The organism is Kitasatospora sp. NPDC050543 (assembly GCF_044457565.1).
Taxonomy (GTDB): Bacteria; Actinomycetota; Actinomycetes; order Streptomycetales; family Streptomycetaceae; genus Kitasatospora.
The window spans coordinates 28824-42884 of sequence record NZ_JBITGZ010000012.1 but is presented as its reverse complement, the minus strand read 5'-3'; the positions used below and the strand labels follow the sequence as shown (position 1 = coordinate 42884).

The window sequence follows — 14061 nt, the reverse complement described above, 5'->3', positions numbered from 1 at the left end:
GAGGGGGAGACATGACGACCTTTCGGGAGCTTGCGACGTCGTTCGGCTCGGTCGCCGAGGAGTACGACCGGGCCCGCCCCTCGTACCCCGACGCGCTCTTCGACGCGGTGGAGCGGCTGGCCGGGAGGCCGCTCGCCGGCGCCGACGTGCTGGACGTCGGCGCGGGGACTGGGATCGCCACCCGGCTGCTCGCCGGGCGCGGCGCCCGGGTCATCGCGGTCGAGCCGACCCCCGGCATGGCCGCCAAGCTGGGCGCCGTCAGCCCCGAACTGCCGCTGGTCCGGGGGGACGGCGACGACCTGCCGTTCCACGACGGCACCGCCGACCTGATCACCTACGCCCAGGCCTTCCACTGGACCGACCCGGCCCGCTCCATCCCCGAGGCGCTGCGGGTGCTGCGCCCGGGCGGTGCGCTGGCGGTGTGGTGGAACGTCAAGGACGGCTCCGTCGAGTGGGTACGGGCGATGGGCGAGCGGCTCGGGGCGCTCCCGGGCTACCACGGCTACGGCGCGGTGAACCGGATCGCCGGCCACCTGGAGCCGTACGACCTGCGGGTGGGCAGCGCCGTACTGCGGTGGGAGCGCCGGATCACCGTCGACCACCTGATCGCCGATCTCACCTCGCGCAGCTACGTGGCGGCGCTCGAGCCGGCCGAGCGCGAGCCGGTGCTCGCCGTCGAGCGGCGGGAGCTGCTCGCCCGCTTCCCGGACGGCTGGGTGACCGAGCCGTACGTGCTGGACCTGACCGTCGCGGTGACCGGGAACTGACCCCCGGCCGGCCGCCGGTGTACCGGTGGCCGACCCGCCCTGACCGCATCGCGGACGGAGCGTTCACGCGCTGGACGGGAGGCGTACGCTCGATAGCTAGCAGCGGCCCTGCACCCTCCCACCAGCGCAGTCGGCCGCGGTAGCCTCCGAAGGAGTGGAGCACAGTGCCCGAGCTGAAGTCCCGTACGGTCACCCACGGTCGCAACATGGCGGGCGCGCGTGCTCTGCTGAGGGCGGCGGGCGTAGCCCGCGAGGACTTCGGCAAGCCGATCATCGCGGTGGCCAACTCCTTCACCGAGTTCGTGCCCGGCCACACCCACCTCCAGCCGGTCGGCCGGATCGTCTCCGAGGCGATCAAGGAGGCCGGCGGCATCCCGCGCGAGTTCAACACCATCGCGGTGGACGACGGCATCGCGATGGGCCACCACGGCATGCTCTACTCGCTGCCCTCGCGCGACCTGATCGCCGACTCGGTCGAGTACATGGTCAGCGCGCACTGCGCGGACGCGCTGATCTGCATCTCCAACTGCGACAAGATCACCCCCGGCATGCTGATGGCCGCCCTGCGCCTCAACATCCCGACGATCTTCGTCTCCGGCGGTCCGATGGAGGCAGGCCAGGCCGTCCTGGTGGACGGCACGGTCCGCAAGCTCGACCTGGTGAACGCGATCTCGGACGCCGTCAACGAGAACGTCTCCGACGAGGACATCGCGATCATCGAGGAGAACGCCTGTCCGACCTGCGGGTCCTGCTCCGGCATGTTCACCGCCAACTCGATGAACTGCCTGGCCGAGGCGATCGGCCTGGCCCTGCCCGGCAACGGCTCCACGCTGGCCACCCACACCGCCCGCAGGGCGCTGTACGAGGACGCCGGCCGGACGATCGTCGACATCACCAAGCGGCACTACCACGAGGACGACTACAGCGTCCTGCCGCGCAACATCGCCACCCGCGCCGCGTTCGAGAACGCCATGGCGCTGGACATCGCGATGGGCGGCTCCACCAACACCATCCTGCACCTGCTGGCCGCCGCCCAGGAGGCCGAGCTGGACTTCGACATGCGGGACATCGACGCGATCTCGCGCCGGGTGCCCTGCCTGTCCAAGGTCGCGCCCAACGGCTCGTACTACATGGAGGACGTCCACCGGGCCGGCGGCATCCCCGCCATCCTCGGCGAGCTCTACCGCGGCGGGCTGCTGAACGAGGACGTGCACACCGTGCACTCCGCCTCGCTCGCCGAGTGGCTCAAGACCTGGGACATCCGCGGCGGCTCGCCCTCCCCGACGGCCGTCGAGCTGTTCCACGCCGCCCCCGGCTGCGTGCGCTCCGCCTCCGCCTTCTCCCAGTCCGAGCGCTGGGACAGCCTGGACACCGACGCCGCGAAGGGGTGCATCCGCAGCGTCGAGCACGCCTACTCCGTCGAGGGCGGGCTCGCCGTGCTGTACGGCAACCTGGCCGAGGACGGCTGCATCGTGAAGACCGCCGGCGTCGACGAGTCGATCTGGACCTTCAGCGGCCCGGCCGTGGTGCTGGAGTCCCAGGAGGACGCCGTCGACGCGATCCTCACCAAGCGGGTCAAGGAGGGCGACGTCGTCGTCATCCGCTACGAGGGCCCCAAGGGCGGCCCCGGTATGCAGGAGATGCTCTACCCGACCTCCTTCCTCAAGGGCCGGGGCCTGGGCAAGGCCTGCGCGCTGATCACCGACGGCCGCTTCTCCGGCGGCACCTCCGGCCTCTCCATCGGCCACGCCTCGCCCGAGGCGGCCTCCGGCGGCACCATCGCGCTGGTCGAGGACGGCGACATCGTCTCGATCGACATCCCCGGCCGCTCGGTCGAGCTGAAGGTCTCCTTCGAGGAGCTGCACGAGCGCCGGCTCAAGCTGGAGGCCGCCGGCGGCTACCGCCCCAAGAACCGCGACCGGCAGGTCAGCGCCGCCTTGAAGGCGTACGCGGCGATGGCCACCTCCGCCGACAAGGGCGCCGTCCGGGACGTCAGCAAGCTCGGCTGACCCTGCACCGACCCCGCGAGCCAGGCACAGGAGCCGTCCCGGCCACCGGGACGGCTCCCGTCGTACGCGACCGGGCGGGTGATAATCGGACGCGTGAGCCAGGACCCCACCCCCGCCCCCCGCCCTGCCGGTGCCCCGCAGCCGCAGGACGTCCGCTTCTTCGGCACCAGCTGGGTCGAGCGCGGCTCCGGCTACCGGCTGCGCCGGGCGCTCGTCCCGATCGGCGCGCTCGCGGCCGCCGTCGCGGGTGCCTTCCTGCTGCGCTTCGCCGTCACCGGGGTGCAGCTGTCGGACGCCGGCGGCCTCGTCAACGGCCTGCTGATCGGCGCCATCGGCATCTGCTCCTGCCTGGCCGCGCTGCGGACCTGGAAGCTGCTCAGCGAGGGCCGGGACGCCCTCGGCGGCTGGATGGCCGAGGACGGGTCGCTGGGCGCCGTCTGGCTCATCGGCGGGGTCGGCACGCTCCTCGCGTACTTCCTGCGCAGCCTGACCGAGGCCCCCGGCGAGGCCGTGGAGCGCAGGCGGTACGAGAAGTCGCTCGCCCAGTACGAGCGCCGGCAGGCCGAGCGCAGCCGCCGGCCCGACGGCAGGCCGTCCGGCCGGGGCGCCAAGCGCCGGCGCTGACCGGGCTCAGCTGCGGCTGATCGAGCCGCAGTCCGCGCTGCCCCCGTCGCTCTCGGGCAGCGGCTTGCTGCGGTCGTACGGGTCGGTGGCCGGACCGCTCGGCTTCGCGCCACCCGGGCCTTCGGCGGGTGGTGCGAACTGATCGAACTGCGGGTGGTAGAACCCGTCGTAGCGGTAGCAGGCGCTGTTGCCGACCTCGCTGTTTTCGTCCTCGATGTTGATCTTCTTCGGATTGGCCCGGAACCTGGCCGGGTTGTAGAAGCGGAAGGTCGCCACCCGGCGCACGATGGTGCGGGCGGTCTGCGTGCTGCCGTCGACGTCCGCGGCCTGGCGCAGCGTCCAACTGACGGGCTTGGCGGTCCCCGTGCCCTCGGGCGCGGTCGGCCGGTGACTGCCGGACGGCTTCGGGACTGCCGTCTCCTTTCCGGCCTCCGGCCCCGGGCGCAGCGCGTACACGAAGGTGTAGTCGGTGTGGACGCGGACGCCCTTCTCGCCGTCGCCCTCGACGCTCGTCCGGCCCTGCACCTTGACCACGTCGCCGACTGGGATCGCGTCGCGCGGGCTGAAGCGGCTGAACCGGTAGGTCGGGTCGTTCTGCTCGGTCGGGCTCGCGAGGGCGTTGACCGCGTGGTCCTGGTCCTCACGGTCGAGCAGGTCGAGCGCCGCCTGCGGCCGGGCGCCCGCGACCACCTGCGGGTCCAGGTTCGAGGCGATCAGGAAGTCCTTCACCAGCTTCAGCTGGGCGGCGACCTGTTCCTCGTCGAACACGCCGGTCGCCTGCGCCTGCGGCAGCACGATCGCCTCCGGGCCCGAGGGCCAGCCCTCGGCCGGGGAGCCCGCCCAGGGGTGGTCGACGGTCGGGGTCTGCTTCGGGACCGCGGGCGGGGCGGTCGTGGGCCGCGCCGTCTCGGGGGCGACCGTCTCCACCGGGCGGGGCGCCGCGCCGGCCGCGCCGTCGGCCTTCCCGGACGAGTACCAGTCGTGTAGTGCGTCGACGTTCAGCCCGGCGGCGACGACGGCTATGGCCAGCAGCACGAACACCGGGGTCTGCCAGTTCCGCCTGGGACCGCGCCGTACGTTGCCCCACGGGTCGACCGGCCTGGGCCTGCGGCCGAACAGGCGCCGCCGCTTGGGCGGTTCGGGTACCGAATTCCGACCGCCCGGATCCACCGGCGGTTGCCGCTTCCAGCGGGCGGTGAGCATCCTGGTGCGCCCCGACTGCTCCTTGACGGTGGCGCCACGAATGAATTCCTCGTCCAGGACGAGCCCCTCGAACGGGTCGGGCCCGCCAGGTTCGGACCCCTCGGAGGGGCGGGGTTCTGGATCTTCGGCTATCGGCATCGCGTCAGTATGCCGACCCCCAGTGACAGGTGGCCTACCGGGGGACGTCTTCCGGTGAAGTGATCAGGCTCTCGGGAGCAGGCGGGATCACCCCCTCTTGCGGGCCTGCTTCACCGAACCGACCACCCCGGCGACGGCCAGCACCAGCCCGGCCGGCAGCAGCGAGATCAGGAACGCCCCGATCAGGCTCGCGTCGCCGAGCAGCGTCTGCGCCAGCGCGTTCAGGACCAGCAGGGCCCCGGCCGACGGCAGTGCCGCCCGCCACGGGTGCTCGGCGGCCCAGCGCCGCAGCCGCCGGTCGCCGGTGTCCCGGCGCAGCGCGCCGCCCACCGAGCCGACCAGGAAGAAGAAGAACAGGGCCCAGCCCGCCGGGCCGGCCAGGATGCTCAGCGACCAGTGCCCGGTGATCAGATCGATCCCGAGCGCCGCACCGCCAGCCACCGCACCGACACCCGCGGCCGTACGCCACGGCCCGGTCGTCGCCGAGGCGACGGCCAGTTGCCGGTTTTCACGTCGCGACAAGTCTCCGTGTGCTGCCATGCCTCCACGGTGCGCCGCCGGAGCGCCGGTGGCCATAGGGGAGAACCCTGGGTTTACCCGTAAGGGCGTCCGGCCCGGCCTGGCCCGGCCGGACGCAGGTGCCCGCAGGGTGGACGTTCCCCTTCCGCCGGGCCGCGCGGTGACAGGATGGGCGGCAGATCCGTACGAAGGAGCGGCCATGAGCAGCAGTGCAGCACACGGACAGAAGATCGCCTTCCTCGGCACCGGCAAGATCGGGGAGGCGCTGCTCTCCGGCCTGCTGCGGGCGGGCAAGGATCCGGCGGACGTCCTGGTGACCGCCCGCCGTCCGGAGCGTGCCGCCGAGCTCGCCGCCAGGTACGGCGTCACCGCCGTGGGCAACGACGAGGCCGCCAAGCTCGCCGACACCCTGATCCTCGCGGTGAAGCCGCAGGACATGGGCACCCTGCTGGAGGAGCTCGCCCCGCACGTCAGCCCGGACCGGCTGGTCATCTCGGCGGCCGCGGGCATCCCCACCGCGTGGTTCGAGGAGCGGCTGGCGGCCGGCACCCCCGTGGTCCGGGTGATGCCCAACACGCCCGTCCTGGTGGACGAGGGCATGAGCGTGATCTCCGGCGGCTCGCACGCCACCGAGGCGCACCTGGAGCGGGCGGAGGAGATCTTCCGCTCGGTCGGCAAGGCGCTGCGGCTGCCGGAGTCCCAGCAGGACGCGGCCACCGCGCTGTCCGGTTCGGGCCCGGCGTACTTCTACTTCCTGGTCGAGGCGATGACGGACGCGGGAATCCTGCTCGGCCTGCCCCGGCAGGTGGCGCACGACCTGATCGTGCAGTCGGCGATCGGCGCCTCGGTGATGCTGCGCGACTCCGGCGAGCACCCGGTCAAGCTGCGCGAGGCCGTCACCTCGCCGGCCGGGACGACCATCGCCGCCATCCGCGAGCTGGAGAACCACGGCGTGCGGGCCGCGCTGCTCGGTGCCCTGGAGGCCGCCCGCGACCGCTCCCGGGAGCTGGCCTCCGGCGGCAAGTAGGCTCGGCGGCGTGGCCTACGACCTGGTGATCTTCGACAATGACGGCGTGCTCGTGGACAGCGAGCCGATCTCCAACCGGGTGCTCGCCGAGTACCTGACCGAACTCGGCTTCCCCACCACGGTCGAGGACTCGTACCGGGACTTCATGGGCACCGCCGCCCACCGGGTGCACGACGTGATCGGCGAGCGGTACGGCGCGACGCTGCCGGACGGCTTCGACGAGCTGTTCCACGCCCGGGTCTTCGAGGCCTTCGCGAGCGAACTGGCGGCCGTCCGGGGCGCCGAGCGGCTGCTGAAGGACCTTCAGCAGCGTTCCGTCCCGTACTGCCTGGCCTCATCCGCCCACCACTCCTGGATCCGCACCGCCCTCGACCTGACCGGCCTGCGCGGGTTCCTCCCCGAGGAGCGGATCTTCAGCGCCCAGGACGTCGGCCCGGGCAAGCCCGCGCCCGACCTGTTCCTGCACGCCGCGCGGTCGCTCGGGGTGGAGCCGGCGCGCTGCCTGGTGCTGGAGGACAGCGTCAACGGCGTGCTCGCCGCCCGGTCGGCCGGCATGGACGTGTACGGCTACACCGCGCTCACAGATCCCGCGAAGCTGACGGCCGCCGGCGCCACCGGTCTGCTCGGCGACCTCGCCGCGGTGCCCGGCCTGCTGCGGTAGCCCGCGCGGCCGCTGCTCCGGCCTGCGCCCGTCGGCCCTGCCGCGCTCTCCTGTGGACTCCTGAGGCCGGGTCCGGTGCGTCCCGGGCCGCCCCGGCCCTACCCGGACGCACCCCGGCGCCGCATATATGAGGCTATGTCGGCAGCTGGCCGGCGGCCGGCCCCGGCCACCTCATGCCGAGGGGCAAACCCGGAGGTGGCCATCCTGACGGCGCGTGTAGGCTGCCGGGCGGCCGCCGGGCCACGACTACATCAAGGAGCGCATCATGGCCCGCAACTGGCGCGGTCTGCCTGCTGAACTGTCCCCAGCGGAGAGCGAGCTCGTCGAGGCCCTTCGCTCGATGAAGAGCCGATCCGGGCTGACGCTGGTGGAGCTCGCGGCGAAGACGCACTACAGCAAGTCCTCCTGGCAGCGCTGGCTGAACGGCGACCGGCTGGTGACCGAGCCCGCCCTGCTGCGGTTGTGCGACCTCTCCGGGGCGTCCGACACCGAGCGGGCCGCCCTGCTGGAGCTGCGGGCCTCGGCCGAGCGGGGCGGGGCCGAGCCGGAGCGGGCTGCCGTGGCCGACGAGGTGGAGCTGCCCGACCCGGCGGCGGAGCCGATATCGGAGGCGGCGGCGGAGGTGGAGGCGGAGCAGGAGCCGGAGCCCGCGCCCGAGGCGAATCCCGTGTCCGATCCCGAGGCCGCGTCCGGCGCTGATCCTGCGTCCGAGCCCGAGGCCGCCCCGGAGCCTGACGGCCCTTCGGCGATGGAGCGTCCGGCGGCGGCCGACCCGGTGGGGGAAGAGCCGGGCGCCGCCGGACCGGGGCCCGTGCCAGGCCCGTCTCCGCGGACGCGCCGGGGGCGGTTGTCGCTCCCGGCGGCCGTGCTTGTGGGGGTCGTCGCCGTGGTCGGCGTGCTCGCCGTCCTGCTGTGGCCCAAGGCGGGCGCGCCGGCCCCCGCCGCGTCCACTCCTTCGTTGGCCGCTCCCCTCGTAACGGCCAACGGGGCCTGTGTGGCTGCCGGCTGTGTGGCGAAGGATCCGCAGGCGAGCGGCTGCGGGGCCGACGCCATCACCATCGCCACCTCCAATGTTCGGCAGATGACCATCTACGTGCGGTACAGCAAGCATTGCCGGGCGGCGTGGGCGAAGATCACCGACGCGACGGTCGGCTACTCGGCGACCATCACCAACGCGACGGGCGACCGCCAGACGGCGCTGGTCCACTGGGGGTACGACGCGTACTCCCCGATGGTGGACGCCTCGCAGAACGACAGCCGTCTCCAGGTCTGCGGTGAGCAGCCGGACGGCAGCAAGGGCTGCGGCCCGGTGATCATGGATCCCGCGACCGCGCCCGCGCTGCCCAACCCGACCCCCGTACCCTCACAGAGCCCGAGCGGGACCCCCGTACCCGCCCAGAGCGCCACCGCCACGGCCGAGCCGCAGCAGTAGATCGTGCCCCCGGGGTGGAGCGCCGGTCCGGCGTGTTCCGGCGCTCCACCCCGGGGCGATTCCCCCGTTGTCCGGTTGAACCAGTCGGTCCGGTCGGTTCAGTTGCAGGGGACCCAGGCCGTCGAGTTGCTCCAGTAGTCCAGCTTCGCCCAGGTCTGCGGGCCGACCTGACCGTCCTGCTGGATCCCCGCGCACTTCTGGAACTTGTAGACCGCAGCCTGGGTGGCCGGGCCGAACTTGCCGTCCTGGTCCAGGCCGGCGCCGTAGAGCGCGTTGTTCAGCTCGCACTGCATCGCCATGACGGCGGAGTTGTTCTCGCCGCCCCGGAGCAGCGGCTCCCAGGTGGTGATGTCCGAGCAGCGCTGGCCGGGCTGGGCGGCGGAGGCGGTGCTCGCGGTCACCACGCCGCCGGCGAAGATGACGCCGGCCATGGCGATGCCACTGATGATCTGCTTGCGCATGTGCGTTCCCTCCCATGTGGCCGCACGCCCCTGACGGTCAGCGGCCGCTGATGTGAACGTCGTCCGAGCAGTTCTCCCCCGGACTCCACAGAGCCTGCCGTCCGAAGTGATGTCCCACCAGCTCGGCGCGGTGTCAGGGCTGTTCTTGGGAAATTCCCACCGGGCTGCGGCGGGTTTGGGTACGCCCCCACCCCTCCCAGCTGCGGGGACGCACCGCGATGCCCGGCGGGCCGGCGGCCCGGCGAGGAAGCCGCCTCCCGCCCCCTCCCCAAGGCGCGCCGCACCGCCTACGCTCTCGCCAACATCGGTGTACCCGCCAGTAGCGAGGTTCCTATGAGCACCGCCGTACCGGCCCGACCACGCGCGGCGCGCCAGGCGTTGGCCGTCGGTTTCCTGCTCCAGGGCGTCACCTTCGCGCTGCTCGTCACCTGCATCCCGGAGATCCAGGACCAGTACGCACTGGGCGACGCGCTGCTGCCGGTGTTCCTCGCGGCCGTCCCGATCCTGGCCGGGGTCGGCTCGATCGGCTCCGAGCTGCTGGTGAAGCGGATCAGCGCGCGGACGGTCCTGCGGATCGTCCAGCCGGCCGTCTGCCTCACCCTGGCCGGCGTCGGCCTGGGCGGCACGCTCTGGCAGCTGGCGCTGGCGCTGGGCACCTTCGGACTACTGGTCGGCGCCCTGGACGCCAGCATGAACATGCTCGGGGTGGGCCTCCAGCAGCGTTACGGCCGCTCGATCATGCTCGGCCTGCACGCCGCCTTCAGCCTGGGCGGCATCCTCGGCGCGGCGCTCGCCGGGCTCGGCTCGCACGGCCACCTCGGGCTGCGCGCCCTGTTCGGCGCCGCCGCGGCGGTGCTCATCCCGCTCGCCCTGCTGGCCGGCACCCGCTTCGCCGGGCCCGCCGAACTCGGCGACGCCGTTGCCCGGGCCGCCACCGCCGCCGCCCGCTCGATCCCCTGGCGGCCGCTGCTGCCGCTCTGCCTGGCGATGGCCTTCGTCTACATCGCCGACGCCTCGGTCTCCAACTACAGCGTCAAGTACCTCACCGACGGCCTGGGCAGCGCCGACGACGTCGCCAAGCTCTCCTACCTCGGCTACATGGTCGCCATGCTGCTCGGCCGCGCCCTCGGTGACCGGGGCGTGCAGCGCTGGGGTGCCGTGCCGGTGGTCCGTACGGGCGCCGCGCTGGCGGCGCTGGGCTTCGCGATCGCCGCGGCCGCACCCGGCGCCTGGGCGGGCATCCTCGGCTTCACCGTGCTGGGGCTGGGCATCTGCGCGATCATCCCGCAGGTCTTCGCGGCCGGCGGGCGGCTCTTCCCGGCCGACTCCGACGCCGCCATTGCCCGGCTCAACCTGTTCAACTACGCGGGCTTCCTGATCGGCTCCCCGCTGGTCGGCGCGCTCGCCGACGCCAGTTCGTTCCGCTGGGCGATGCTCGCCCCGATGCTGCTGATCCTGGCCGTCATCCCGTTCGCCGCCCACTTCGCCCCGGCGCCGGCCGGGCGGCTGGTGCCGGCCGAGTCGGCCTGACCCGACCCGTTGCCCGGCCCGCCGGGCGGCACCCACTACGGTGGAGGCCATGCCCGACGCCCATCGTGACGCCGCCTGCGGCCTGCACCTCTTCTGGGACGAAGCCGTCACGAGCTACGACTTCGGTCCCGGCCACCCGATGGACCCCACCCGGCTGGCGCTCACCATGCGCCTGGCCGAGTCGCTCGGGCTGACCACCGGCCCGGGTGTCAGCGTCCACGCGGCGCCGCCCGCCGGCGACTCCACCCTGGGCCTGGTGCACTCCCGCGAGTACATCCGGGCGGTCAAGCACGCCGCCGCCCACCCGGAGGAGCACGACCCCCGGCACGGCCTGGGCACCGAGGACAACTGGGCGTTCCCCGCGGTGCACTCGGCCTCCGCGCTGATCGCCGGTCAGTCGGTGGCCGCGGCCGAGGCCGTCTGGCGCGGCGAGACCCCGCACGCCGTGAACTTCGCGGGCGGCCTCCACCACGCGATGCCCGACCGCGCGTCCGGCTTCTGCGTCTACAACGACGCCTCGCTGGCCGTGGCCAGGCTGTTGGAGCTCGGCGCCGAGCGGGTCGTCTACGTCGACGTGGACGTGCACCACGGGGACGGCGTCCAGCAGGCGTTCTGGGACGACCCCAGGGTGCTCACCATCTCGCTCCACGAGCACCCGGCCACGCTCTTCCCGCAGACCGGCTGGTCCACCGAGACCGGCGGCCCCGACGCACCCGGCGGCGCCGCCAACCTGCCGCTGCCCGCGGGGACGGGCGACGCCGGCTGGCTGCGGGCGTTCCACGCCATCGTCCCCGAACTGATCGCGGCCTTCCGCCCGCAGGTGCTGGTCAGCCAGCACGGCGCGGACACCCATGCGGAGGACCCGCTGGCCCACCTGGCCGTCAGTCTGGACGCCCAGCGGCTGGTCGCCGAAGAGCTGCACGGCCTGGCCCACCGGTACTGCGACGGCCGCTGGGTCGCCCTCGGCGGGGGCGGCTACGCAGTCGTCGACGTCGTCCCGCGCGCCTGGACGCACCTGGTCGCCACCGCCGCCGGCCGGCCCGTCGACCCGGCCACCGAGACCCCGCAGGAGTGGCGCGCCGAGGTCTACCGCCGCACCCGCCGGCCGGCACCGCTTCGGATGACCGATGGCGCGGTCCCCTCCTGGCGGGACTTCGAGGACGGCTACGACCCGGGCGACCGGCTCGACCAGGCGATCCTGGCCACCCGCCGCGCGGTCTTCCCGCAGCACGGCCTGCTGGCCTGAGGCCGCCACCCGGGCCGGGTGCCTCGGCCGCGGCCCGGGGCGCGGTGCCCGGGCCCGGCACCGGCGTTCGCGCGGGGCGCTCGAAGCACCCGCCGGTACGCCGCGCGGTCGGCCGTGCGCGGGTGCGCGGGTCGTGCGCCGTCGAGCCGGCCGGCCGGCCGCGCTGACCTGAAGTCCTTGACGCAGGACCCTCCTTGCACGGAAGAATCACGTCCGTGGGCCGGTAGTGCCCAGCAGCGCCGGGCCCGTACCGGCCCACGCCGGGCCCAACGCCGCCTCCCGGCCGGCTCCGCGGGCGGCACGGCCACGGTGGTGGCGCCGGTGGACGCGACTGCGCGCCCGGGGTGCGACAACCGGTCGATCGGCTACGTACTGCAACCGGCGGATCTCTCACCGTACGAGGACTGCGGTTCTCCCCCTTCCCACTGGTACCACCCATAACTACTCTGGGGATACACGTGTGCCGGTGGAGTCACCGGAGGGGAAGCCGGTGCCTTGCACACGGGTAAGGGTCGGGTGAGGTCATGAGTTCCGGCGAACGCCCCCTGCAGGAGGTCGTCTTCCTGACCGTGGCAGAGGTTGCCTCGGTCATGCGGGTGTCCAAGATGACGGTGTACCGGTTGGTGCACAGCGGAGAACTGCCGGCCATCCGGGTCGGCCGTTCCTTCCGGGTGCCCCAGCAGGCCGTCCACGAGTACCTCAAGGAGTCCTACGTGCGGCTCGAAAGCGCGTAGGACTCACCGGCGGGGCGGGTCCACAGCCGGTGGGCCCGCACCCGTTTGCCACAGATTTCCCGCGAGTTTTCCCGGTGCCGGGGAGCACGATTACGGCTCCGTCCGCGCGGAAGGTAGGCTAGGCCCTCCGTCAGTCGTATGGACTCCGTCTCTCACGGGCGAGAGTCTCAGTGAGCGAGGGTTGTTCCGTGGGCTCTGTCATCAAGAAGCGTCGCAAGCGTATGGCCAAGAAGAAGCACCGCAAGCTTCTCAAGCGCACTCGCGTGCAGCGTCGCAACAAGAAGTAAGCCCGCGGCGCACTCTGCGCGCCTGGTGCTTTCCCGCTGCCCGCCCCGGCTTTCGAGCCGCGGCGGGCAGCGGCGTTTCACGGCCCGGGCCCAGGCCGGGCGGGACAGACTTCGCGGGCGCGGGCGGGTCGGCACACGCCGGGACACCGCTACGCAATGTCGGCGCGATACGGTTCAGCAGGGGAGGCTCAGGGCCCGGCCCGGAGCCGCACCCGGTAGTCCCAACCAGGTCCGAACCAGGACTGCAGGCCGAGGAGGGCGCATCACCGTGGGCAAGGTCGTGCTCGTCACCGGCGTGGCACGCCAGCTGGGTGCCCGCTTCGTCGCCGAGATCCGCCGCCGGCCCGACGTCGACCTGGTCGTCGGTGTCGACGTCCAGCCGCCCCGGGGCGGTGCCGCCGTACCGGAGCGTCTGGACGACCCGGACGCCGCCGAGTACCGCTTCGCGCAGGTGGACCTGCGCCGTCCGGCGATCGCCAGGGTGATCGCCGAGCACCAGGTCGACACGGTCGTCCACCTCAACGTCAGCGCCACCGGCCTCGGCTCGACCGGCCGTAGCGCCGTCAAGGAGTCCAACGTCATCGGCACCATGCAGCTGCTGGGCGCCTGCCAGAAGGCGCCGGGCCTGCGCCGGCTGGTGGTGAAGTCGACCACCGGGGTGTACGGCTCCGCGCCGCGCGACCCGGCGGTGTTCGCCGAGCGCACCCAGCCCAAGAACCTGCCGAGCGGTGGCTTCGCCAAGGACGCGGTCGAGGTCGAGGGGTACGTCCGCGGCTTCGCCCGGCGCCGCCCGGACGTCTCGGTCACCGTGCTGAGATTCGCCAACATCGTCGGACCGGCCGGGGACACCCCGCTCTGCGAGTACTTCGCCCTGCCGGTGCTGCCGACCGTGCTCGGCTACGACCCGCGCCTGCAGTTCGTCCATGAGGACGACGCGGTGGAGGTGCTCTGCCGGGCGGCCCTCGAACCGCGTCGGGGCACCAGCAACGCCGGCACGTTCAACGTCGCGGGGGAGGGCGTGCTGCTGCTCTCCCAGTGCGCCCGCCGGCTCGGGCGCCCCACCCTGCCGCTGCTGCTGCCCGCCATCAGCTGGGTCGCCGGGCTGGCCCGGCAGACCAGGATGGCGGACTTCTCGCCCGAGCAGCTGCGGCTGCTCACCCACGGCCGGGTGGTGGACACCACCCAGCTGCGCGAGACCTTCGGGTACGTGCCGCGGTACACCACCGCGGAGGCCTTCGGCGACTTCGCCAAGGGCCGGCGCCCGGGCCTGCTGCCGCCCGAGCGGCTGACCGCGGTGGCCGACCGCCTCGCCGGGCTGCTGGCCCCGGACGCCCGGCACGCCCCGCCCGGCACCGACGGGCCGACCCGACCCGACCGACCCACCCGACCGACCCGACCGACCCGACACAGGAGCTGAGGCCGC

General features: G+C 73.2%; 14 protein-coding genes. 11 read left to right on the top strand and 3 right to left on the bottom strand.

Annotated elements, in window-relative coordinates; all coding sequences use genetic code 11:
• The first annotated feature begins 11 nt into the window (after positions 1–11).
• The 3 genes from ACIBH3_RS16990 to ACIBH3_RS16980 all read left to right on the top strand — a co-directional run bounded on the left by ACIBH3_RS16990 (position 12) and on the right by ACIBH3_RS16980 (position 3400).
• The gene (locus ACIBH3_RS16990; protein WP_396312756.1) at positions 12–767 is read left to right on the top strand and encodes a class I SAM-dependent methyltransferase; all 756 of its coding nucleotides are present in this window, start codon (positions 12–14) and stop codon (positions 765–767) included.
• A gap of 164 nt (positions 768–931) precedes the next feature.
• Complete coding sequence (gene ilvD, locus ACIBH3_RS16985; protein ID WP_396312755.1) at positions 932–2776, top strand: dihydroxy-acid dehydratase; 1845 nt, start codon at positions 932–934, stop codon at positions 2774–2776.
• 93 nt (positions 2777–2869) lie between these two features.
• On the top strand, positions 2870–3400 hold the full coding sequence (locus ACIBH3_RS16980; protein WP_396312754.1) for a hypothetical protein: 531 nt from the start codon (positions 2870–2872) through the stop codon (positions 3398–3400).
• Between the two features lie 6 nt (positions 3401–3406).
• Here ACIBH3_RS16980 and ACIBH3_RS16975 read toward each other — a convergent pair whose 3' ends face one another.
• Both ACIBH3_RS16975 and ACIBH3_RS16970 read right to left on the bottom strand, forming a co-directional pair.
• Positions 3407–4741 (bottom strand): hypothetical protein, encoded by a 1335-nt coding sequence (locus ACIBH3_RS16975; protein WP_396312753.1) that lies wholly within the window; start codon positions 4739–4741, stop codon positions 3407–3409.
• Between the two features lie 87 nt (positions 4742–4828).
• Positions 4829–5263 carry a hypothetical protein gene (locus ACIBH3_RS16970; RefSeq protein ID WP_396312752.1) on the bottom strand — a complete coding sequence of 145 codons (435 nt, stop codon included), beginning with the start codon at positions 5261–5263 and terminating at the stop codon, positions 4829–4831.
• A 196-nt stretch (positions 5264–5459) separates the two neighbouring features.
• On the opposite strand from ACIBH3_RS16970, the gene proC reads away from it, so the two are divergent.
• The 3 genes from proC to ACIBH3_RS16955 all read left to right on the top strand — a co-directional run bounded on the left by proC (position 5460) and on the right by ACIBH3_RS16955 (position 8380).
• Positions 5460–6287 (top strand): pyrroline-5-carboxylate reductase, encoded by an 828-nt coding sequence (gene proC, locus ACIBH3_RS16965; RefSeq protein ID WP_396312751.1) that lies wholly within the window; start codon positions 5460–5462, stop codon positions 6285–6287.
• Between the two features lie 10 nt (positions 6288–6297).
• Entirely contained in the window at positions 6298–6948 is a 651-nt protein-coding gene (locus ACIBH3_RS16960) for an HAD family hydrolase (protein WP_396312750.1), read from the top strand.
• A gap of 265 nt (positions 6949–7213) precedes the next feature.
• Entirely contained in the window at positions 7214–8380 is a 1167-nt protein-coding gene (locus ACIBH3_RS16955; protein WP_396312749.1) for a helix-turn-helix domain-containing protein, read from the top strand.
• Positions 8381–8478: 98 nt separating this feature from the next.
• Here ACIBH3_RS16955 and ACIBH3_RS16950 read toward each other — a convergent pair whose 3' ends face one another.
• On the bottom strand, positions 8479–8841 hold the full coding sequence (locus tag ACIBH3_RS16950; RefSeq protein WP_396312748.1) for a peptidoglycan-binding protein: 363 nt from the start codon (positions 8839–8841) through the stop codon (positions 8479–8481).
• 333 nt (positions 8842–9174) lie between these two features.
• Between ACIBH3_RS16950 and ACIBH3_RS16945 the strand changes: the two genes are divergently transcribed.
• From ACIBH3_RS16945 to ACIBH3_RS16925, 5 genes are all read left to right on the top strand, one after another.
• Positions 9175–10371 carry an MFS transporter gene (locus ACIBH3_RS16945; RefSeq protein ID WP_396312747.1) on the top strand — a complete coding sequence of 399 codons (1197 nt, stop codon included), beginning with the start codon at positions 9175–9177 and terminating at the stop codon, positions 10369–10371.
• A gap of 49 nt (positions 10372–10420) precedes the next feature.
• Positions 10421–11617, top strand: a complete 1197-nt coding sequence (locus tag ACIBH3_RS16940) for an acetoin utilization protein AcuC (RefSeq protein ID WP_396312746.1) — start codon at positions 10421–10423, stop codon at positions 11615–11617.
• A 524-nt stretch (positions 11618–12141) separates the two neighbouring features.
• The gene (locus ACIBH3_RS16935) at positions 12142–12351 is read left to right on the top strand and encodes a helix-turn-helix domain-containing protein (RefSeq protein ID WP_063351305.1); all 210 of its coding nucleotides are present in this window, start codon (positions 12142–12144) and stop codon (positions 12349–12351) included.
• Positions 12352–12539: 188 nt separating this feature from the next.
• Positions 12540–12638: a 30S ribosomal protein bS22 gene (locus tag ACIBH3_RS16930; protein WP_003948845.1), complete on the top strand. Its 99-nt coding sequence runs from the start codon at positions 12540–12542 to the stop codon at positions 12636–12638.
• Between the two features lie 268 nt (positions 12639–12906).
• A complete protein-coding gene (locus ACIBH3_RS16925; protein ID WP_396312745.1) occupies positions 12907–14055 on the top strand; it encodes an NAD-dependent epimerase/dehydratase family protein in 1149 nt (382 codons plus the stop codon).
• Positions 14056–14061: the final 6 nt, after the last annotated feature.

Excerpts from the sequence above, each read along its gene's own strand:
- ACIBH3_RS16950 (WP_396312748.1), bottom strand. The coding sequence starts at position 8,841 with ATGCGCAAGCAGATCATCAGTGGCATCGCCATGGCCGGCGTCATCTTC.
- ACIBH3_RS16955 (WP_396312749.1), top strand. The coding sequence starts at position 7,214 with ATGGCCCGCAACTGGCGCGGTCTGCCTGCTGAACTGTCCCCAGCGGAG.
- ACIBH3_RS16935 (WP_063351305.1), top strand. The coding sequence starts at position 12,142 with ATGAGTTCCGGCGAACGCCCCCTGCAGGAGGTCGTCTTCCTGACCGTG.
- proC (WP_396312751.1), top strand. The coding sequence starts at position 5,460 with ATGAGCAGCAGTGCAGCACACGGACAGAAGATCGCCTTCCTCGGCACC.
- ACIBH3_RS16945 (WP_396312747.1), top strand. The coding sequence starts at position 9,175 with ATGAGCACCGCCGTACCGGCCCGACCACGCGCGGCGCGCCAGGCGTTG.
- ACIBH3_RS16940 (WP_396312746.1), top strand. The coding sequence starts at position 10,421 with ATGCCCGACGCCCATCGTGACGCCGCCTGCGGCCTGCACCTCTTCTGG.
- ACIBH3_RS16975 (WP_396312753.1), bottom strand. The coding sequence starts at position 4,741 with ATGCCGATAGCCGAAGATCCAGAACCCCGCCCCTCCGAGGGGTCCGAA.
- ACIBH3_RS16990 (WP_396312756.1), top strand. The coding sequence starts at position 12 with ATGACGACCTTTCGGGAGCTTGCGACGTCGTTCGGCTCGGTCGCCGAG.